The organism is Streptomyces atroolivaceus (genome assembly GCF_000717025.1).
Taxonomy (GTDB): Bacteria; Actinomycetota; Actinomycetes; order Streptomycetales; family Streptomycetaceae; genus Streptomyces; species Streptomyces atroolivaceus.
Genome location: NZ_JNXG01000017.1, coordinates 99,961 through 118,615 on the forward strand (window position 1 = coordinate 99,961; position 18,655 = coordinate 118,615).

Here is an 18,655-nt window from a genome sequence, read left to right on the forward strand (position 1 = left end):
TGCTGGGCTTCCTAGTCGCGGGCCGCGATCAGATGTTCCGCGTGTTCCTGGAGGGAACGTACGCCGACGCCGCCGTGGTTGAGCGCGTCGATCCCCTGGACGGCGGCGGCCAGCGCCTGGACCGTCGTCAGGCACGGCACGGACCGCGCGACGGCCGCGGTGCGGATCTCGTAGCCGTCGAGCCGGCCGCCCGTTCCGTACGGGGTGTTGACGATGAGGTCGACCTCGCCGTCGTGGATCAGCTGGACGATGGTCTTCTCGCCGGCCGGGCCCTCGCCCTCGGACTGCTTGCGCACGACCGTGGCGTTGATGCCGTTGCGCTTGAGCACCTCGGCGGTACCGGACGTGGCCATCAGTTCGAAGCCGTGCGCGACGAGCTCGCGCGCCGGGAAGATCATCGAGCGCTTGTCGCGGTTGGCGACGGAGATGAAGGCACGCCCCTTGGTGGGCAGCGGGCCGTAGGCGCCGGCCTGCGACTTGGCGTACGCCGTGCCGAAGACCGAGTCGATGCCCATGACCTCACCGGTGGAGCGCATCTCCGGACCGAGGACCGTGTCGACACCGCGTCCGTGGATGTCGCGGAAGCGCGACCACGGCATGACGGCCTCCTTGACGGAGATCGGCGCGTCCAGCGGCAGGGTGCCGCCGTCACCCTCCTTCGGCAGCATGCCCTCCGCGCGGAGTTCCGCGACGGTCGCGCCCAGCGAGATGCGGGCGGCGGCCTTCGCGAGCGGGACGGCGGTCGCCTTCGAGGTGAAGGGGACGGTCCGCGAGGCGCGCGGGTTGGCCTCGAGGACGTAGAGGATGTCGCCGGAGAGCGCGAACTGGATGTTGATCAGCCCGCGCACGCCGACGCCCTTGGCGATGCCCTCGGTGGAGGCGCGCAGCCGCTTGATGTCGTAGCCGCCGAGGGTGATCGGGGGGAGCGCGCAGGCGGAGTCGCCGGAGTGGATGCCGGCCTCCTCGATGTGCTCCATGACACCGCCGAGGTAGAGCTCGGTCCCGTCGTAGAGCGCGTCGACGTCGATCTCGATCGCGTCGTCGAGGAAACGGTCGACCAGGACCGGCCGGGTGGGGCTGATCTCGGTGGACTCGGCGATGTAGGCGGAGAGGCGGGTCTCGTCGTAGACGATCTCCATGCCGCGGCCGCCGAGCACGTACGACGGGCGTACGAGGACGGGGTAGCCGATCTCGTCGGCGATCGCCTTGGCCTCGGCGAAGGTGGTGGCGGTGCCGTGCTTCGGCGCCGGCAGGCCGGCCTCGGCGAGCACGCGACCGAAGGCGCCGCGGTCCTCGGCGGCGTGGATGGCCTCGGGGGAGGTCCCCACGACCGGGACGCCGTTGTCCTTGAGGGCCTGCGCGAGGCCGAGCGGGGTCTGGCCGCCGAGCTGGACGATGACACCGGCGATCGGGCCGGCCAGCGACTCGGCGTGCACGATCTCCAGGACGTCCTCGAGCGTGAGCGGCTCGAAGTACAGCCGGTCGGAGGTGTCGTAGTCCGTGGAGACGGTCTCCGGGTTGCAGTTGACCATCACGGTCTCGTAGCCCGCGTCGCTCAGGGCGAAGGAGGCGTGGACGCACGAGTAGTCGAACTCGATGCCCTGGCCGATGCGGTTCGGGCCGGAGCCGAGGATGATCACCGCGGGCTTGGTGCGGGGCGCGACCTCGCTCTCCTCGTCGTAACTGGAGTAGAAGTACGGCGTCTTCGCGGCGAACTCGGCGGCGCAGGTGTCGACCGTCTTGTAGACCGGGCGGATGCCCAGCGCGTGCCGGACCTCGCGCACGACGTCCTCGCGCAGGCCGCGGATCTCGCCGATCTGGGCGTCGGAGAAGCCGTGCCGCTTGGCCTCGGCGAGCAGGTCGATGTCGAGGCGCTCGGTGGCGGCCAGCTCGTCGGCGATCTCCTTGAGCAGGAAGAGCTGGTCGACGAACCAGGGGTCGATCTTCGTGGAGTCGAAGACCTCCTCCTGGGTGGCGCCGGCCCGGATCGCCTGCATGACGGTGTTGATGCGGCCGTCCGTGGGGCGGACCGCCTCGGCGAGCAGCTCGTCCTTGTCGCCGGGCTCACCGGTGAAGGCGAACTGCGAACCCTTCTTCTCCAGGGAGCGCAGTGCCTTCTGGAGCGCCTCGGTGAAGTTCCGGCCGATCGCCATGGCCTCGCCCACCGACTTCATGGTGGTGGTGAGGGTGGAGTCGGCGGAGGGGAACTTCTCGAAGGCGAAGCGCGGGGCCTTGACCACGACGTAGTCGAGGGTCGGCTCGAAGGAGGCCGGCGTCTTCTCGGTGATGTCGTTGGGGATCTCGTCGAGCGTGTAGCCGACGGCCAGCTTGGCGGCGATCTTGGCGATCGGGAAGCCGGTGGCCTTGGAGGCGAGTGCCGAGGACCGGGAGACGCGCGGGTTCATCTCGATCACGATGATCCGGCCGTCGGCCGGGTCGATCGCGAACTGGATGTTGCAGCCGCCGGTGTCGACGCCGACCTCGCGGATGATCGCGATGCCGATGTCACGCAGCCGCTGGTACTCGCGGTCGGTGAGGGTCATCGCCGGGGCGACCGTGATGGAGTCACCGGTGTGGACGCCCATCGGGTCGAAGTTCTCGATGGAGCAGACGACCACGACGTTGTCGTTCTTGTCGCGCATCAGCTCCAGCTCGTACTCCTTCCAGCCGAGGATGGACTCCTCCAGGAGCACCTCGGTGGTCGGCGAGAGCGTGAGGCCCTGCCCGGCGATGCGGCGCAGCTCCTCCTCGTCGTGGGCGAAGCCCGAGCCGGCGCCGCCCATGGTGAAGGAGGGGCGGACGACGACGGGGTAGCCGCCGAGGGTGTCGACGCCGGCGATGACGTCGTCCATCGTGTGGCAGATGACGGAGCGGGCGGACTCGCCGTAACCGATCTTCGCCTTGACGGCCTCCACGACGCCCTTGAAGAGGTCGCGGTCCTCGCCCTTGTTGATGGCCTCGACGTTGGCACCGATGAGCTCGACGCCGTACTTCTCCAGGACGCCGTTCTCGTGCATGGAGATCGCGGTGTTGAGCGCGGTCTGGCCGCCCAGGGTCGGGAGAAGCGCGTCGGGGCGCTCCTTGGCGATGATCTTCTCGACGAACTCGGGGGTGATCGGCTCGACGTACGTGGCGTCGGCGATCTCCGGGTCGGTCATGATCGTCGCCGGGTTGGAGTTCACCAGGATGACGCGCAGGCCCTCGGCCTTGAGCACGCGGCAGGCCTGGGTGCCGGAGTAGTCGAATTCGGCGGCCTGCCCGATGACGATCGGACCGGAGCCGATGACCAGGACGGACTGGATATCGGAGCGCTTAGGCACGCTGGCCCTCCATCAGGGTGACGAAACGGTCGAAGAGGTATGCGGCGTCGTGCGGGCCCGCGGCTGCTTCGGGGTGGTACTGGACGCTGAAGGCCGGCTGGTCGAGCAGCTGCAGTCCTTCGACGACCTGGTCGTTCAGGCATACGTGGGAGACCTCGGCGCGGCCGAACTCCGTGTCGGAGACCTTGTCGAGCGGAGCGTCGACGGCGAAGCCGTGGTTGTGCGCGGTGACCTCGACCTTGCCGGTCGTACGGTCCTGCACGGGCTGGTTGATGCCCCGGTGGCCGTACTTCAGCTTGTAGGTGCCGAAGCCGAGCGAGCGGCCCAGGATCTGGTTGCCGAAGCAGATGCCGAAGAGCGGGGTCTTCCGCTCCAGGACGCCGCGCATGACGGAGACCGGGTGGTCGGCGGTGGACGGGTCGCCGGGGCCGTTCGAGAAGAAGACGCCGTCGGGCCGGACCGCGTAGACCTCGTCGAGGGTGGCGGTGGCGGGCAGGACGTGCACCTCGATGCCGCGCTCGGCCATGCGGTGCGGGGTCATCCCCTTGATGCCGAGGTCGATCGCCGCGACGGTGAACTTCTTGGTGCCGACCGCGGGGACGACGTACGCCTCCTTGGTGGCGACCTCGGCCGCGAGGTCGGCGCCGCTCATCTCGGGCGCCTGGCGCACCTTGGCCAGCAGTATGCCTTCGTCCTGGATCGCGTTCCCGGAGAAGATGCCGACGCGCATCGCACCGCGCTCCCGCAGGTGGCGGGTGAGCGCGCGGGTGTCGATGCCGCTGATGCCGACGACACCCTGGCTCGCGAGCTCCTCGTCCAGTGTCCGGCGGGAGCGCCAGTTGGAGGGCACCCGGGCGGGGTCACGCACGACGTAACCGGACACCCAGATCCGCTTGGACTCGGGGTCCTCGTCGTTCACACCGGTGTTGCCGACGTGGGGCGCCGTCATCACGACGACCTGGCGGTGGTACGAGGGGTCGGTCAGCGTTTCCTGGTAGCCGGTCATGCCGGTCGAGAACACCGCCTCGCCGAAGGTCTCCCCCACGGCCCCGTAGGCGCGGCCGCGGAAGGAGCGGCCGTCCTCCAGGACGAGTACGGCGGGAGCTTTTCCGGCTCCCCGGGTGGAGATCGTCATCGTGCGGTGCCTTCCGTCGTGCTGGTGGTGGTGCTGGTGAGGTGGTCGCCGGCCGTGCCGGCGAGGTGGTTGACGGCGTCGACCCACGCCTGGTGCTCGGCCGCGTGGTCGGAGCGGAAGCCGGAGTCGATCATCTGGCCGCCGTGCGCCCAGGTGATGACCAGCAGGCCGCCCTCGGGCAGGACCTTGCCGGCGAGCGCCTTGTCGAGCCTGGCCTCGCGCAGTGCGGCGGCCGGTACGAAGAAGTCGGCCGCCCCGGGACGTACGACGTCCAGGCCCTGCGCGGTGAGGGTCAGCTCGACCCGGCTGCGGGTGCCGAGGCCGTGCGCGACGATCCGGTCGAGCCACTGCCCGGCTGTCGTCGACGCGTGGTAGCGGCCGGTCAGCGTGAGCAGCGTCTCACCGTCGGCGTACCCCTGGGGGGTGGCCGGGAGCTCGGGCAGGCCTGACTGCAGGCTCCCCCGCCACTTCCATCCCTGGCGCATCAGCCAGTAGACGAACGCGACGAAGACGAGCAGTCCGAGGACCCAGCTGATGCGGGCGGACCAGTCCGTCACTTCGGCCGACTTCTGTTCGGCGGCCAGGCGGTACAGCTGATAACTGGGGGTGAGTGTTGTCACGCGAGCTTCCCGTCGACGACCGTGGCACGGCCCCGCAGGAAGGTGTGGGTCACTCGGCCGGGCAGCTCGCGACCCTCGTACGGAGTGTTGCGGCTGCGCGAGGCGAAGCCCGCGGGGTCCACAGCTCCACGGTATGCCGGATCGACCAGGGTGAGGTTGGCGGGCTCACCCGCCGAGACGGGACGGCCGTGTCCTTCGAGCCTGCCGATGGCCGCGGGACGGAACGACATGCGGTCGGCGACGCCCGCCCAGTCGAGGAGCCCGGTGTCCACCATCGTCTGCTGGACCACGGAGAGCGCGGTCTCCAGGCCCACCATGCCCATGGCGGCGGCGGCCCACTCGCAGTCCTTGTCCTCGTGCGGGTGCGGCGCGTGGTCGGTGGCCACGCAGTCGATGGTGCCGTCGGCGAGCGCCTCGCGCAGGGCCATGACGTCGGCCTCGGTGCGCAGCGGCGGGTTCACCTTGTAGACCGGGTTGTAGGTGCGTACGAGTTCGTCGGTGAGCAGCAGGTGGTGCGGGGTGACCTCGGCGGTGACGTTCCAGCCCTTGGACTTGGCCCAGCGGATGATCTCCACGGAACCGGCGGTCGACAGGTGGCAGATGTGTACCCGGGAGCCGACGTGGGCGGCGAGGAGGACGTCGCGGGCGATGATCGACTCCTCGGCGACGGCGGGCCAGCCGCCGAGACCGAGCTCGGCCGAGACGACGCCCTCGTTCATCTGGGCGCCCTCGGTGAGGCGGGGCTCCTGGGCGTGCTGGGCGACGACGCCGTCGAAGGCCTTCACGTACTCCAGGGCACGGCGCATGATCACGGCGTCGTCGACGCACTTGCCGTCGTCGGAGAAGACCTTCACTCCGGCGGCGGAGTCGTGCATGGCGCCGAGCTCGGCGAGCTGCTTGCCCTCCAGACCGACCGTGACGGCGCCGACCGGCTGCACGTCGCAGTAGCCGGACTCCCGGCCGAGCCGCCAGACCTGCTCGACGACACCGGCGGTGTCGGCGACGGGGAAGGTGTTGGCCATGGCGTGGACGGCGGTGAAGCCGCCGACCGCCGCCGCCCTCGTGCCGGTGAGGACCGTCTCGGAGTCCTCGCGGCCGGGCTCGCGCAGGTGGGTGTGCAGGTCGACGAGTCCGGGCAGCAGGATCTGGCCGGCCGCCTCGATCACGGTGGCGTCACCCCCGTCGATGCCGGTGCCGGTCTGCGCGACGGTCTCGCCGTCGATGAGGACGTCCTGCGGCTCGCCGCCGAGGACCTTCGCACCGCGGATCAGGATCTTGCTCATGGTTACTTGTTCTCCTCGGTACGGGCGGAGGCGGAGGGCAGAGCGGTCTCGGAACCGCCGAGCAGCAGGTACAGGACGGCCATGCGGGTGGAGACGCCGTTGGCGACCTGCTCGACGGCGGTGCAGCGGTCGGAGTCGGCGACCTCGGCCGTGATCTCCATGCCGCGGACCATCGGGCCGGGGTGCATCACGATGCTGTGCTCCGGCATCCTGGCCATGCGTTCGCCGTCCAGGCCGTAGCGGCGGGAGTACTCACGCTCGGTCGGGAAGTAGGCGGCGTTCATCCGTTCGCGCTGTACACGGAGCATCATCACCGCGTCCGACTTCGGCAGCACGTCGTCGAGGCGGTAGCTGACGTCGCAGGGCCACTGCTCGACGCCCACGGGGACCAGGGTGGGCGGGGCCACCAGGGTGACGTGCGCACCGAGCGTGTGCAGCAGGTGGACGTTGGACCGGGCCACACGGCTGTGCAGGATGTCGCCGACGATCGTGATCCGGCGGCCTTCGAGGTCGCGGCCGATTCCGGCGTCGGGTCCGACGAGCCTGCGGCGCATCGTGAACGCGTCCAGCAGCGCCTGGGTGGGGTGCTCGTGCGTCCCGTCGCCGGCGTTGACGACCGCGCTGTCGATCCAGCCCGAGGTCGCGAGGCGGTACGGGGCGCCGGAGGCGCCGTGCCGGATGACGACGGCGTCGGCGCCCATGGCCTCCAGGGTCAGGGCGGTGTCCTTGAGCGACTCGCCCTTGGAGACCGACGAGCCCTTCGCGGAGAAGTTGATGACATCGGCGGAGAGCCTCTTGGCGGCGGCCTCGAACGAGATCCGTGTCCGGGTCGAGTCCTCGAAGAAAAGGTTGACGACCGTTCGTCCACGCAGGGTGGGGAGTTTCTTGATCGGCCGGTCCGCGACCCGGGCCATCTCCTCGGCGGTGTCGAGGATCAGGACGGCGTCGTCGCGGGTGAGGTCTGCGGCCGAGATGAGGTGACGGGGGGTCCGGGGGTTGTCCCCGGGAGGGCGCAGCATCTGGGAGTCTCCGTGGAGGGTGGAGGGATCAGGCAGGCGGGCGTGCGGAGGCAGCCGTGCGGCCGGTGGGGCACACGGGACGGGGCTCGGCTACTGCTCGCCTGCCGGGACGGTCTGCTTGACGCCGAGCAGCACGGCGTCGCGGCCGTCCTCCTCGGCGAGCTGGACCCTGACCGTCTCCCGCAGCGACGTGGGGAGGTTCTTGCCGACGTAGTCGGCACGGATGGGGAGTTCGCGGTGACCCCGGTCGACGAGGACCGCGAGCTGTACGGCACGGGGCCGGCCGATGTCGCCGAGGGCGTCGAGTGCGGCACGGATCGTGCGGCCCGAGAAGAGCACGTCGTCGACCAGCACGACGAGACGGCCCTCGATGCCCTCACCGGGGATCTCGGTGCGTCCCAGGGCGCGCGCGGGGCGCATCCGCAGATCGTCGCGGTACATGGTGATGTCGAGCGACCCGACCGGCGTCTTCCGGCCGGTGATCTCTTCGAGCTTTCCGGCGAGCCGACGGGCGAGGAAGACCCCTCGCGTCGGGATGCCGAGGAGCACCACGTCGTCGGCGCCCTTGGCGCGTTCGACGATCTCGTGGGCGATTCGGGTCAGTACCCGGGCGATGTCGGGAGCCTCGAGAACGGGGCGTGCCGCATTGCCGGTGTCGTCATGCTGTGCGTCCATAAGAAACGGACCTCCTTCTCCGCCTCACCGGACGGATGTTAAAGGACGTCGAAATTGCGTCATCCACGTTACCAGGGCTTGTGCGAAGCCCAGGCCCCGCCCCCAGGAGGTGGCAGTCCGGACCTTTCGGCTTGACGCAGCCAAGTAACGCTGCGTAACCTCACAGTGAGTTACCAGCCACGCGGCCCAGCCGCAGAATGTTCCAGCGTCCGGGGAGCCTTATGTCCAGCGAATACGCCAAGCAGCTCGGGGCCAAGCTCCGCGCCATCCGCACCCAGCAGGGCCTCTCCCTCCACGGCGTGGAGGAGAAGTCGCAGGGCCGCTGGAAGGCCGTCGTGGTCGGTTCCTACGAGCGCGGCGACCGTGCCGTGACCGTGCAGCGCCTTGCCGAGCTGGCCGACTTCTACGGCGTTCCGGTGCAGGAGCTGCTGCCCGGCACGACCCCCGGCGGTGCCGCCGAGCCCCCGCCGAAGCTGGTCCTCGACCTGGAGCGCCTCGCGCACGTACCGCCGGAGAAGGCCGGACCGCTGCAGCGTTACGCGGCGACGATCCAGAGCCAGCGCGGCGACTACAACGGCAAGGTGCTCTCCATCCGCCAGGACGACCTGCGCACCCTGGCCGTGATCTACGACCAGTCGCCGTCCGTGCTCACGGAGCAGCTCATCAGCTGGGGCGTGCTGGACGCCGACGCGCGTCGCGCGGTGGCCCACGACGAGGGCTGAGCGCCCCCCGAAGAAACGTACCGCCGGGCCGGCGGGGTCCCAGGACCCCGCCGGCCCGGCGTTTTCGTGTCCCATGGTCCCGGCCGGTACGCCGAAGGGCCCACGGTCGCATGAACCGTGGGCCCTTCTCGTTCGGCTCGACGCCGCCGGGCGCTACTGCTCCCGGCGGAGATTCGGCTTGAGGTCCTTGAACCGGGCCAGCAGGCCGTTCACGAAGGCCGGGGAGTCGTCCGTGGAGAACTCCTTGGCGAGCTGGACCGCCTCGTCGATCACCACGGCGTCGGGAGTCGAGTCCATCCAGATCAGCTCGTACGCACCGAGCCGCAGGATGCTCCGGTCGACGACCGGCATGCGGTCGATCTCCCAGTCCACGGCATAGGTGACGATGAGGTCGTCGATCCGGTCCGCGTACTGCGCGTACCCCTCGACCAGCTCCATCGTGAATTCACCGACCGGCGGCTGACGGTCGTCGGTCCGCGAGAGCCGCACCCAGTCCGCGAGGACCGTCTGCACGGACTCACCGCGCTGGTCGGCCTCGAAAAGGATCTGGAAGGCGCGCTTGCGGGCCTTGTTCCGGGCAGCCACGGTTAGCTGTTCACCCGGCCGAGGTAGTCGCCCGAACGGGTGTCGACCTTGATCTTCTCACCGGTGGAGATGAAGAGCGGGACACCGATCTCGTAACCGGTCTCCAGGGTGGCGGGCTTGGTGCCGCCGGTGGAGCGGTCGCCCTGGACGCCCGGGTCGGTGTGCTGGATGGTCAGCTCGACCGCGGCGGGCAGCTCGACGTACAGCACCTCGCCCTCGTGCTGCGCGACGGAGGCGGTGAAGCCCTCGATCAGGAAGTTGGCGGCGTCGCCGACGGCCTTGCGGTCGACCATGAGCTGGTCGTACGTGTCCATGTCCATGAAGACGAAGTACTCGCCGTCCATGTACGAGAACTGCATGTCGCGGCGGTCGATGGTGGCCGTCTCGACCTTCACGCCGGCGTTGAACGTCTTGTCGACGACCTTGCCGGAGAGCACGTTCTTGAGCTTGGTGCGCACGAAGGCGGGGCCCTTGCCGGGCTTGACGTGCTGGAACTCGACGACGGACCAGAGCTGGCCTCCGTCGAGCTTGAGCACCAGGCCGTTCTTGAGGTCGTTCGTGGAAGCCACGGTTGCGGAATCTCCTGGACTGAAGCTGGTGGACGACCGAGGATGCGCGCCGGAGACTCCGCGAGGAGTTCCCCTAGAGCGCGAGCAGCTCCTTGGTCGTAATGGTGAGTAGCTCGGGTCCGCCGTCCGCCTCGGGGCGCACGACGAGCGTGTCATCGATCCGGACACCGCCCCGGCCCGGGAGGTGGACCCCCGGTTCGACGGTGACCGGCACACAAGCGTCCAGTTTACCCATGGCTGCCGGTGCCAACTGCGGGTCCTCGTCGATTTCGAGTCCGACCCCGTGCCCGGTGCTGGGCTGGAGCCCTTCCGAGTGACCCGCGGAGTCCAGGAGATGGCGGGCCGCGCGGTCCACGTCACGGTAGGCGGCCCCGGGTACGAGAGCCTCCCGTCCGGCCCTCTGAGCGGCGAAAACAAGGTCGTAGAGCTCGATCTGCCAGTCCGCGGGACTGGTCCCGATGACGAACGTCCGGCCGATCTCGCAGCGGTAGCCGCGGTAGTTCGCCCCCAGGCGGACGGAAAGGAAATCACCCTCCTCGACCCTGCGGTCGGTGGGCCGGTGACGGACCTGCCCGGAATGGGGTCCCGTCCCCACCGAGGTGGCGAAGGCCGGCCCGTCGGCCCCGTGGTCCACGAGCCGGCGCTCCAGCTCCAGGGCGAGGTGGCGCTCGGTCCGTCCCACCAGGATGGATTCGAGGAGTTCACCGAGCGCCTGGTCGGTGATCTCCGCGGCGATCCGCAGGCAGGCGATCTCCTCCTCGTCCTTCACCAGTCGCAGCTGCTCCACCGTGCTGCCGAGGTCGCACAGGCGCAGCCGCGGGGCGACGGAGCTCATGGCGCGGTGGCGGGAGACGGTCAGATCGTGTTCCTCGACCGCCAGGGACTCGGCGTGCAGGCCACCCACGAGACCGGCCGCGGCGACGACCGGGTCGCCGTCGGCCTCGGGCAGGACGGTCAGCCGCAGCTGCTCGTCGGGGCGCCCGTGGGCGGGGTCCCCGGTCGGCGCGTGGGGGCAGAGCAGGACGTCCTCGCCGGGGCCGAGCAGCAGCACGGCGCCCGGCGGGGCCCCGCCCGCGAGATAGCGGACGTTGGCGGGGCGGGAGACCAGGGCGGCCGCGGATCCGGCGGCGGCGTACCGGTCACGCAGCAGCCCGCGTCGGACGGCGTACACCTCTGACATGTTTCCGAGCCTACGAGCACCGGCGGAGCCCCGCCCGGTCAGCGCACCCGACCGGGAAGCGCTCGGTCGCTACCAGGCCGGCGGGCTGGCTATGGAGCGGGCCAGGACGTCGTCGAGGACCCGTGCGGTCGTCTCCACGTCGTAGGTGGAGTTGTCGATGATCGGCAGGCCGGAGCCGTACCAGCCGGCCATGCGGCCGTGGATCCTGGCGACTTCCTCGTCGGAGAGCCTGCGGTTCCCGCTGCGGGCCGCGTTGCGCTCCAGGACGACCTCCAGGCCGGGCAGGAGGACCACGGGCAGCAGTCCGGGGCCCACATGGCGCTTCCATCCGCCGAGACCGACGACGGGCCGGTCGGGGAAGACCGCGTCGTCGAGGATGCAGGAGATGCCGTTGGCCAGGAAGTTGCGGGCGGCGAAGCCGCAGGTTCGCCGGGCCAGGCGGTACTGGGCCTCCGAATGGTCGTTCCATCCGGCCTGCGGGTCGGCGAAGCCGGAGCAGACCCATTCGCGGACGTCGTCCAGGGACACGTGCGCGGTGGGGACCCGGCGGCGGCCCGCCCAGAGCTTGGCGACCGTGGTCTTGCCCGCTCCGGCGGGTCCGATCAGGAGCACGGCCAGGGTCGCGGAGCCCGTGCCCGCCTCAGGGGGCGGGGCGGGCAGCGGGACGGGGCCGCCGGGCGGCAGCTGGATGTGTCCGGTGGTCTCCCGGGAGGGAGGGACCGGGGCGTGCTGGGGAGCGGGCGGCTGGGACGCCTGCGGCCCCGGCGCCATGGGAGGAGGAGGCGGCCCCGCTTGGCCGGGGTGGCCTGAGTGCTGGGCCTGGTGCGTCCACGGTCCGTTTCCGGGACCCTGGGGCGGCGGCAGCGGGGCCCCCACTGCGTGCTGCATCCGGTGCCACTCCGTCTCGTACAGGCAACTGGCGCTGGTCGAACGGCAACCGTACCCTCCCCGGCCGCCATGCGGTGAACGGGCGGGGAAGGTACGGAGTGCCCGGTGTCAGTCCGTCAGTTCGTCGGTCAGGGCCCGCAGGGCGAGCCGGTAGGAACCGATTCCGAACCCTGCCACGGTGCCGGTGGCCACGGGGGCGACCACCGAGGTGTGGCGGAATTCCTCCCGTGCGTACGGATTCGAGATGTGCACCTCGATCAGCGGGGCGGTGCGCTGGGCTGCCGCGTCACGCATTCCGTACGAGTAGTGCGTGAAGGCACCCGGGTTGAGAACGACCGGAATCGAACCGTCCGCCGCCTCGTGGAGCCAGCGGATCAGCTCGCCCTCGTCGTTGGTCTCCCGGACCTCGACATCGAGACCGAGTTCCTTGCCGAGGGCCTGACAGGCGTCGACCAGGCCGGCGTAGCTCGTCGCCCCGTAGACGTCGGGCTCGCGCGAGCCCAGACGTCCGAGGTTGGGCCCGTTGAGCACGAAGACCCTGCGGGTCGTCACGCGGAGACCTCCCCGTAGGCGGCGAGCAGGACCGCCGGGTCGGGGCCCTCCAGCACGGTGGGCTTGCCGATGCCGTCCAGGACGATGAAACGCAGCAGGTCGCCGCGGGACTTCTTGTCGACCTTCATGTTCTCCAGGAGCTTGGGCCACTGGTCACCGCGGTAGGTGAGCGGCAGCCCGACGGACTCCAGGACGGCGCGGTGGCGGTCGGCGGTGGCGTCGTCGAGGCGCCCGGCGAGCCGGCCCAGCTCCGCGGCGAAGACCATGCCGACCGAGACGGCCGCGCCGTGGCGCCACTTGTAGCGCTCGTTCTTCTCGATGGCGTGCGCCAGCGTGTGGCCGTAGTTGAGGATCTCCCGCAGGCCGGACTCCTTGAGGTCGCTGGAGACCACCTCGGCCTTGACCCGGATGGAGCGCTCGATCAGCTCGGCGGTGTGCGGTCCGGAGGGCGTGCGGGCGCCCTGGGGATCGGCCTCGACCAGGTCGAGGATCACCGGGTCGGCGATGAAGCCGGCCTTGATGATCTCGGCCATGCCGGAGACGTAGTCGTGGACCGGCAGCGAGTCCAGCGCTGCGAGGTCGCAGAGCACCCCGGCCGGCGGGTGGAAGGCGCCCACGAGGTTCTTGCCCTCGGCGGTGTTGATGCCGGTCTTGCCGCCCACCGCCGCGTCGACCATGGCGAGCACGGTCGTCGGCACGGCGATCCAGCGGACCCCGCGCAGCCAGGACGCGGCGACGAAGCCCGCCACATCGGTGGTGGCGCCGCCGCCGACGCCGACGATGACGTCGGTGCGGGTGAATCCGGTCTGGCCGAGCGCCTTCCAGCAGTAGGCGGCGACCTCGACGGTCTTGGCCTCCTCGGCGTTCGGCAGCTGGATCGCGATGGCCTCGTAGCCCTGGGCGGCGAGGTCCTCACGGACCGCCTCGCCGGTCTCCGCCAGCGCCTCGGGGTGCAGGACGGCGACCCGCTTGGCCCGGTCACCGATGAGGTTCGGCAGTTCGCCGAGGAGGCGGCGGCCGACGAGCACCTCGTACGGGTCGGTGCCCGCCGTGCCGGCGATCTGGATGCGCGTGGTGCCCTGCTCGGTCATGCGTGTCTTCTCCTGGCCGGACGGTACGGGCTCGCCGGTACGCTCCGGCAGCTCCAGTGCCTCGATGATCGCCTGCGCGACCTCTTCGGGAGTGCGTGCGTCGGTGGCGACGGTGACGGTCGCCACCTCTTCGTAGAGAGGGCGCCGGGCGTCCATGAGCTCGCGCCACTGGCGCCGCGGGTTGACGGCGAGAAGGGGGCGGGCCGTGTTCAGCCCGACCCTTCGGACGGCCTCGTCGACGTCCATCGAGAGATAGACGACCGGGAGGCCGCCGAGCAGGGCGCGGGTCTCCGCGTCGAGCACGGCGCCGCCGCCGAGGGCGAGGACGCCCGGGTGCTGCGCGATCGCGTCCCGCACGGCCTGCCGCTCCAGAGCGCGGAAGCGCTCCTCGCCGTCGTCGAAGAAGATCTCCGGGATCGCCTTGCCCGCGGTGGCCACGACGTCCGCGTCGGTGTCGCGGTAGGTGGTGCCCAGACGGCCGGCGAGCAGTTCACCCACCGTGGACTTGCCCACCCCCATGGGGCCGACCAGGACGATCAGCGGGCCGCTCACCGGATCTGGAGGTGGGAGAGGTACGACTGCACGTTGCGGTGGGTCTCGGCGACGCTGTCGCCGCCGAACTTCTCCGCCACCGCGTCGGCGAGGACCAGGGCGACCATCGCCTCGGCGACGATCCCGGCTGCCGGAACGGCGCACACGTCGGAACGCTGGTGGTGGGCCTTGGCCGCCTCGCCGGTCACCACGTCGATCGTGGCGAGCGCCCGGGGCACCGTGGCGATCGGCTTCATCGCGGCGCGGACGCGCAGCAGCTCACCGGTCGTCAGTCCGCCCTCGGTGCCGCCCGCGCGGCCGGACGCGCGCTTGATGCCGCCCTCGGTGGCCAGGATCTCGTCGTGCGCCTTGGAGCCGGGCACCCGGGCCAGGTCGAAGCCGTCGCCGACCTCGACGCCCTTGATGGCCTGGATGCCCATCAGCGCACCTGCCAGCCGGGCGTCCAGCCTGCGGTCCCAGTGCACGTGCGAGCCGAGGCCCACGGGGACGCCGTAGGCGAGCACCTCGACGACTCCCCCGAGGGTGTCGCCGTCCTTGTGCGCCTGGTCGATCTCCGCGACCATCGCCTTCGACGCGTCGGCGTCGAGGCAGCGCACGGGGTCGGCGTCGAGCCGCTCGACGTCGGAGGGCTTGGGGTAGACGCCGTAGGGCGCCTTCGCAGCGGCCAGTTCGACGACGTGCGAGACGATCTCGATGCCCGCGGTCTCCTTGAGGTAGGAGCGGGCGACGGCACCGAGGGCGACACGGGCTGCGGTCTCCCGGGCGCTGGCGCGCTCCAGGACCGGCCGGGCCTCGTCGAAGCCGTACTTCTGCATCCCGGCCAGGTCGGCGTGGCCGGGCCTGGGGCGGGTCAGCGGGGCGTTACGGGCCTGCGCGGCCAGCACCTCGGGGTCGACGGGGTCGGCCGACATGACCTGCTCCCACTTCGGCCACTCGGTGTTGCCCACCATGACCGCGACGGGCGAACCCATGGTCAGGCCGTGCCGCACGCCGCCGAGGAAGGTGACCTCGTCCCTCTCGAACTTCATCCGGGCGCCGCGCCCGTAACCGAGCCGTCGCCTGGCGAGCGCGTCCGCCACCATCTCCGTGGTGACGGGGATACCGGCGGGAAGACCCTCCAGCGTCGCCACCAGTGCGGGGCCGTGCGACTCTCCGGCGGTCAGCCAGCGCAACCTGCTCAACGGTGCTCCTCATGCTCGCGCCTGTAACTGCAACGGCGCGACCGGGTGCGCGGCCCTGGCCCGCCACCCCCGATCCTCCCACGATCAGGAGGGCAGGCCTGCCGCCGGTCCAGCAGACGGACGTCCCGGACCCGTCCCTTGCGGGCGGGGAGCCGGCGCCGGAGCATGTGGGGGCGCCGGTCTCCCCGCGGGGAGGGGCCCCCGCACGACCTGCTCGCGGGTGTGGCCGTACCGGCCCCTCAGGGTGCCGGCGGGCGCTCGCGCGGAACTAACCCTCGCGCGCCGCGAGCGCCGCGGGAGGCGAGCGCGGTCGGCCAGGGCTCGTACAGCACGTCGAACAGCGTGCCGGGGGCCTCGGGGACGGCGGCCGCCAGGGAGTCCGTGGTTCCGGCCGGGGTGGTGGCGATCACCAGAGGGGCGTGCAGTGCCTCGCCGGCCCTCCCCCAGTCCGCGACGCGTACGTCCACCCCGAGGCGATCGCCCCAGCCGCGCATCTCGTCGCCACGCTCCCGGCTGCGCACGAATGCCGTGACCGGTCCCGTGCAGATCTCCGCCAGGGCGGCCAGCGCCGAGGACGCCGTGGCACCGGCGCCGAGGACGGCGGCGGACTCCACCTTCTCCACGCCGCGTTCGCGCAGGGCCGCGATCATGCCGGGGATGTCGGTGTTGTCACCGGTCCGGCGGCCGTCCTCGGTGAGGACGACGGTGTTGACCGCCTCGACCGAGGCCGCGGTACCGGTGATCTCGTCCAGCAGCGGGATGACCGCCCGCTTGAGCGGCATGGTCAGCGAGAGCCCGGCCCAGGAGGAGTCCAGACCTTCGACGAAGCCGGGGAGCCCTGCCTCGTCCACCTCGAAGCGGTCGTACGACCAGTGGCCGAGGCCGAGCTCCGCGTACGCCGCCCGGTGCAGGACCGGGGAGAGGGAGTGCGCGATGGGCGAGCCGAGGACGGCCGCCCTACGGACGGTACTCACTAGTTTTCCTGGTTCTCTTGGTACTTCTCGCGGTTACGCTCGTGCTCCTCGTTCGTCACCGCGAACAGCGTCTGGTCCTCGGTCACGGAGACGAAGTAGTACCAGGGGCCGGATGCCGGACTGATCGCCGAGTGCAGTGCCTCAGCGCCCGGGTTGGAGATCGGGCCGACCGGGAGCCCCTTGATGCGGTACGTGTTGTACGGATCGTCGATCTCCCGCAGTGCGTCCACCGCTCCCACATCCAGCGTGCTCTCAGCTCGGATGTAGTTGATCGTCGAGTCGAATTCCAGCCTTCCGACCGTTTCCAGGTTATCCGGCTTGAGGCGGTTGTAGACCACCGTGGCGACCTTGTCGAAGTCGTGCTTGTACTTGCCCTCTTTCTGGACAAGGCTCGCCACGGTAACGAGGTCGAGCGGAGAGTCCAGCTTCAGCCTCTTCGCGTTCGCCTCGAGATCAAGCTTGGCGTATTCCTTGTTCGCCCGCGTGACCATCTTCTTCAGCGCGTCCTCGGGCTTCGAACCCTTGGGTACCGCGTACGCCGCCGGGAAAAGGAAACCTTCCAGCGGATCCTTGATCTCCGGATTGTCATCTGCCCATTCGGGCAACCCGAGGCTCTCGGCCTTCGTCTCCGCGACACCTGCGGTGGTACCGGCCTTCAGCCCCAGCCTCTTGTCGATCGCCGTGTAGATGCCAGTGGTACTCGTTCCCTCGGGAATGACGAGTGCGTTCTGGCTCTTCGGGTCCAGCATCAGTTCGATGGCACTGTCGGCGGACATCTTCTCCTTCAGAAGATAGACGCCGGCCTGCAAGGAGCCACCCTTGGGATTCCCGTTCTGCGCCGAGACGAAGGCGTCCACGGACTTCACGACGCCGGCCTTCTTCAGGATGTTCGCGATCTCGTTGCCCAAGGCGCCCTCGGGGATTTCCACCTCGACCGAGCCCGTGCCGCTGCCCGCGTAGTCGGGCGCCGACCCGAACTGGTTCTGGAAGAACGAGTAGCCGACGTACCCCACCCCGCCGAGGCCGCCGACGAGGACCGCCGCGACGCCCAGGCAGGCGCAGCCGTTGCGGCTCTTCTTCTTGCCCTTGCCCCGGCGCTCGCCACCGCCCCTGCGCGACTCACGCGGGTCGTCGTCGTGTCCGTCGTCCTCGCCGGAACGGGAGTCACGGCCGTCGCCCGGCTCGTCCGCGCCCGTGAAGAAAGGATGCGTCTCCTCCTGCGGCACCTCCGGGTCCCAGTCCTGTCCCTGCTGCTGGGGTTCCTGCTCACGGCGGCCCGGGGGCTGCGGTGGCGGGTAGGCCTCGGGGGTCCCGTAGTGGTCGGCCTGTTCGCCGTAGCCGCCGGAGTTGTCGCTGTACTGGGGTTGCTGGGCCGCGTACGGCATCGCCGCCTGCTGACCGGTGTCCCAGCCGCCGTCGTACTGCGGCTGGGACTGCTGAGGCTGGGGCTGCTGCGGCTGCTGGGCGTACGGGTCGTGCGGCGCGCCGTACGGCTGCTGGTGCGGGTCCTGCTCGTGCTGATGCCGGTACGGGGCCTGCTGGTGCTGCTGCTGGTACGGGGCCTGCTGGTAGCCCTGCTGGGCGTACGGGTCCTGCGGGTAGGGCTGCTGCTGGCCTTCGTACTGGCCCTGGCCGTGGGCGGCCTGGTGGCCTCCCCATCCCTGGTCCCCGTACAAGGGGTCCTCGGGATGCCACGGTTCGGAGCCGGGGCCCCGGCCATACTCAGTCATCGATCCCCTTGAGCCGCGAGACGACGCTCCGTCTCTTCGCTTTGCTGTGCGGTGTCTGTTCGAACACCGGCGCATCGCGCGGAACGTTACCGTATCGCGATCAGACAACCACTTCGACGCCCTCGCCCGGAGCAGCGCCTGACGCCCGTTCGGACTCCAGAGCGTTCTGAAGGATCACCACAGCGGCAGCTTGGTCGATGACAGACCGGCCCTTCTTGGACTTCACGCCCGAAGCGCGCAGCCCCTGGGTGGCCGTGACTGTGGTCATCCTCTCGTCCACGAGACGTACAGGAACCGGTGCGATCGCGCGGGCGAACACCTGGGCGAAGGCACGGACCTTCGCGGCCGCCGGGCCCTCGCCACCGCCCAGGGAGCGGGGCAGTCCGACGATGACCTCGATCGGTTCGTACTCCTCGACGATCTGGCCGAGCCGCCGGTGGGCGGCCGGGACGTCGCGTCCCGGCACGGTCTCCACCGGCGTGGCGAGGATCCCATCGGGGTCGCACGAGGCGACCCCGATACGGGCGTCACCGACATCGACGGCGAGCCGGCGTCCACGGCGCATCTGCGACATGTCCG

At 70.4% G+C, this 18,655-nt stretch carries 17 protein-coding genes; 1 reads left to right on the top strand and 16 read right to left on the bottom strand.

Annotated elements, in window-relative coordinates:
- Window positions 1-11: 11 nt before the first annotated feature.
- The 6 genes from carB to pyrR all read right to left on the bottom strand — a co-directional run bounded on the left by carB (window position 12) and on the right by pyrR (window position 8,052).
- A complete protein-coding gene (gene carB, locus OO67_RS27405; protein WP_033304317.1) occupies window positions 12-3,320 on the bottom strand; it encodes a carbamoyl-phosphate synthase large subunit in 3,309 nt (1,102 codons plus the stop codon).
- Window positions 3,313-4,455, bottom strand: a complete 1,143-nt coding sequence (gene carA / locus OO67_RS27410) for a glutamine-hydrolyzing carbamoyl-phosphate synthase small subunit (RefSeq protein WP_033304319.1) — start codon at window positions 4,453-4,455, stop codon at window positions 3,313-3,315. The genes carB and carA overlap by 8 nt, the downstream gene beginning before the upstream one ends.
- Window positions 4,452-5,075 (bottom strand): PH-like domain-containing protein, encoded by a 624-nt coding sequence (locus OO67_RS27415; RefSeq protein ID WP_033304321.1) that lies wholly within the window; start codon window positions 5,073-5,075, stop codon window positions 4,452-4,454. Before OO67_RS27415 ends, carA begins: the two co-directional genes overlap by 4 nt.
- Window positions 5,072-6,358: a dihydroorotase gene (locus OO67_RS27420; RefSeq protein ID WP_033304322.1), complete on the bottom strand. Its 1,287-nt coding sequence runs from the start codon at window positions 6,356-6,358 to the stop codon at window positions 5,072-5,074. The genes OO67_RS27415 and OO67_RS27420 overlap by 4 nt, the downstream gene beginning before the upstream one ends.
- A 2-nt stretch (window positions 6,359-6,360) precedes the next feature.
- The gene (locus OO67_RS27425) at window positions 6,361-7,377 is read right to left on the bottom strand and encodes an aspartate carbamoyltransferase catalytic subunit (protein WP_051709910.1); all 1,017 of its coding nucleotides are present in this window, start codon (window positions 7,375-7,377) and stop codon (window positions 6,361-6,363) included.
- Between the two features lie 90 nt (window positions 7,378-7,467).
- Window positions 7,468-8,052, bottom strand: coding sequence for a bifunctional pyr operon transcriptional regulator/uracil phosphoribosyltransferase PyrR (gene pyrR, locus OO67_RS27430; protein ID WP_033304324.1), 585 nt, complete (start codon window positions 8,050-8,052; stop codon window positions 7,468-7,470).
- Between the two features lie 221 nt (window positions 8,053-8,273).
- Between pyrR and bldD the strand changes: the two genes are divergently transcribed.
- Complete coding sequence (bldD, locus tag OO67_RS27435) at window positions 8,274-8,774, top strand: transcriptional regulator BldD (RefSeq protein WP_014157378.1); 501 nt, start codon at window positions 8,274-8,276, stop codon at window positions 8,772-8,774.
- Between the two features lie 153 nt (window positions 8,775-8,927).
- On the opposite strand, the gene nusB is transcribed toward bldD, so the two are convergent.
- The 10 genes from nusB to ruvX all read right to left on the bottom strand — a co-directional run bounded on the left by nusB (window position 8,928) and on the right by ruvX (window position 18,650).
- Window positions 8,928-9,359, bottom strand: a complete 432-nt coding sequence (nusB, locus tag OO67_RS27440) for a transcription antitermination factor NusB (protein ID WP_031097763.1) — start codon at window positions 9,357-9,359, stop codon at window positions 8,928-8,930.
- Window positions 9,360-9,361: 2 nt separating this feature from the next.
- Window positions 9,362-9,928, bottom strand: coding sequence for an elongation factor P (gene efp, locus OO67_RS27445; RefSeq protein WP_007453234.1), 567 nt, complete (start codon window positions 9,926-9,928; stop codon window positions 9,362-9,364).
- A 73-nt stretch (window positions 9,929-10,001) separates the two neighbouring features.
- A complete protein-coding gene (locus OO67_RS27450; protein ID WP_033304326.1) occupies window positions 10,002-11,108 on the bottom strand; it encodes a M24 family metallopeptidase in 1,107 nt (368 codons plus the stop codon).
- A 69-nt stretch (window positions 11,109-11,177) separates the two neighbouring features.
- A complete protein-coding gene (locus OO67_RS27455; RefSeq protein WP_033304327.1) occupies window positions 11,178-11,996 on the bottom strand; it encodes a Pro-rich N-terminal domain-containing protein in 819 nt (272 codons plus the stop codon).
- A gap of 108 nt (window positions 11,997-12,104) precedes the next feature.
- Window positions 12,105-12,548, bottom strand: a complete 444-nt coding sequence (gene aroQ, locus OO67_RS27460; RefSeq protein WP_033304329.1) for a type II 3-dehydroquinate dehydratase — start codon at window positions 12,546-12,548, stop codon at window positions 12,105-12,107.
- On the bottom strand, window positions 12,545-14,191 hold the full coding sequence (gene aroB, locus OO67_RS27465) for a 3-dehydroquinate synthase (RefSeq protein ID WP_078598311.1): 1,647 nt from the start codon (window positions 14,189-14,191) through the stop codon (window positions 12,545-12,547). The genes aroQ and aroB overlap by 4 nt, the downstream gene beginning before the upstream one ends.
- Window positions 14,188-15,372, bottom strand: coding sequence for a chorismate synthase (gene aroC, locus OO67_RS27470; RefSeq protein WP_033304331.1), 1,185 nt, complete (start codon window positions 15,370-15,372; stop codon window positions 14,188-14,190). Before aroC ends, aroB begins: the two co-directional genes overlap by 4 nt.
- 239 nt (window positions 15,373-15,611) lie before the next feature.
- On the bottom strand, window positions 15,612-16,346 hold the full coding sequence (locus OO67_RS27475) for a shikimate dehydrogenase (RefSeq protein ID WP_078598312.1): 735 nt from the start codon (window positions 16,344-16,346) through the stop codon (window positions 15,612-15,614).
- Complete coding sequence (gene mltG / locus OO67_RS27480) at window positions 16,346-18,076, bottom strand: endolytic transglycosylase MltG (protein ID WP_033304332.1); 1,731 nt, start codon at window positions 18,074-18,076, stop codon at window positions 16,346-16,348. The genes OO67_RS27475 and mltG overlap by 1 nt, the downstream gene beginning before the upstream one ends.
- A 100-nt stretch (window positions 18,077-18,176) precedes the next feature.
- Complete coding sequence (gene ruvX, locus OO67_RS27485) at window positions 18,177-18,650, bottom strand: Holliday junction resolvase RuvX (RefSeq protein ID WP_208861097.1); 474 nt, start codon at window positions 18,648-18,650, stop codon at window positions 18,177-18,179.
- Between the last annotated feature and the right edge of the window lie 5 nt (window positions 18,651-18,655).

Bases quoted from the DNA above. Each gene is read 5' to 3' on its own strand.
- carA (WP_033304319.1), bottom strand. From the start codon at position 4,455: ATGACGATCTCCACCCGGGGAGCCGGAAAAGCTCCCGCCGTACTCGTC.
- OO67_RS27420 (WP_033304322.1), bottom strand. From the start codon at position 6,358: ATGAGCAAGATCCTGATCCGCGGTGCGAAGGTCCTCGGCGGCGAGCCG.
- OO67_RS27425 (WP_051709910.1), bottom strand. From the start codon at position 7,377: ATGCTGCGCCCTCCCGGGGACAACCCCCGGACCCCCCGTCACCTCATC.
- pyrR (WP_033304324.1), bottom strand. From the start codon at position 8,052: ATGGACGCACAGCATGACGACACCGGCAATGCGGCACGCCCCGTTCTC.
- bldD (WP_014157378.1), top strand. From the start codon at position 8,274: ATGTCCAGCGAATACGCCAAGCAGCTCGGGGCCAAGCTCCGCGCCATC.
- OO67_RS27450 (WP_033304326.1), bottom strand. From the start codon at position 11,108: ATGTCAGAGGTGTACGCCGTCCGACGCGGGCTGCTGCGTGACCGGTAC.
- OO67_RS27455 (WP_033304327.1), bottom strand. From the start codon at position 11,996: ATGCAGCACGCAGTGGGGGCCCCGCTGCCGCCGCCCCAGGGTCCCGGA.
- mltG (WP_033304332.1), bottom strand. From the start codon at position 18,076: ATGACTGAGTATGGCCGGGGCCCCGGCTCCGAACCGTGGCATCCCGAG.
- ruvX (WP_208861097.1), bottom strand. From the start codon at position 18,650: ATGTCGCAGATGCGCCGTGGACGCCGGCTCGCCGTCGATGTCGGTGAC.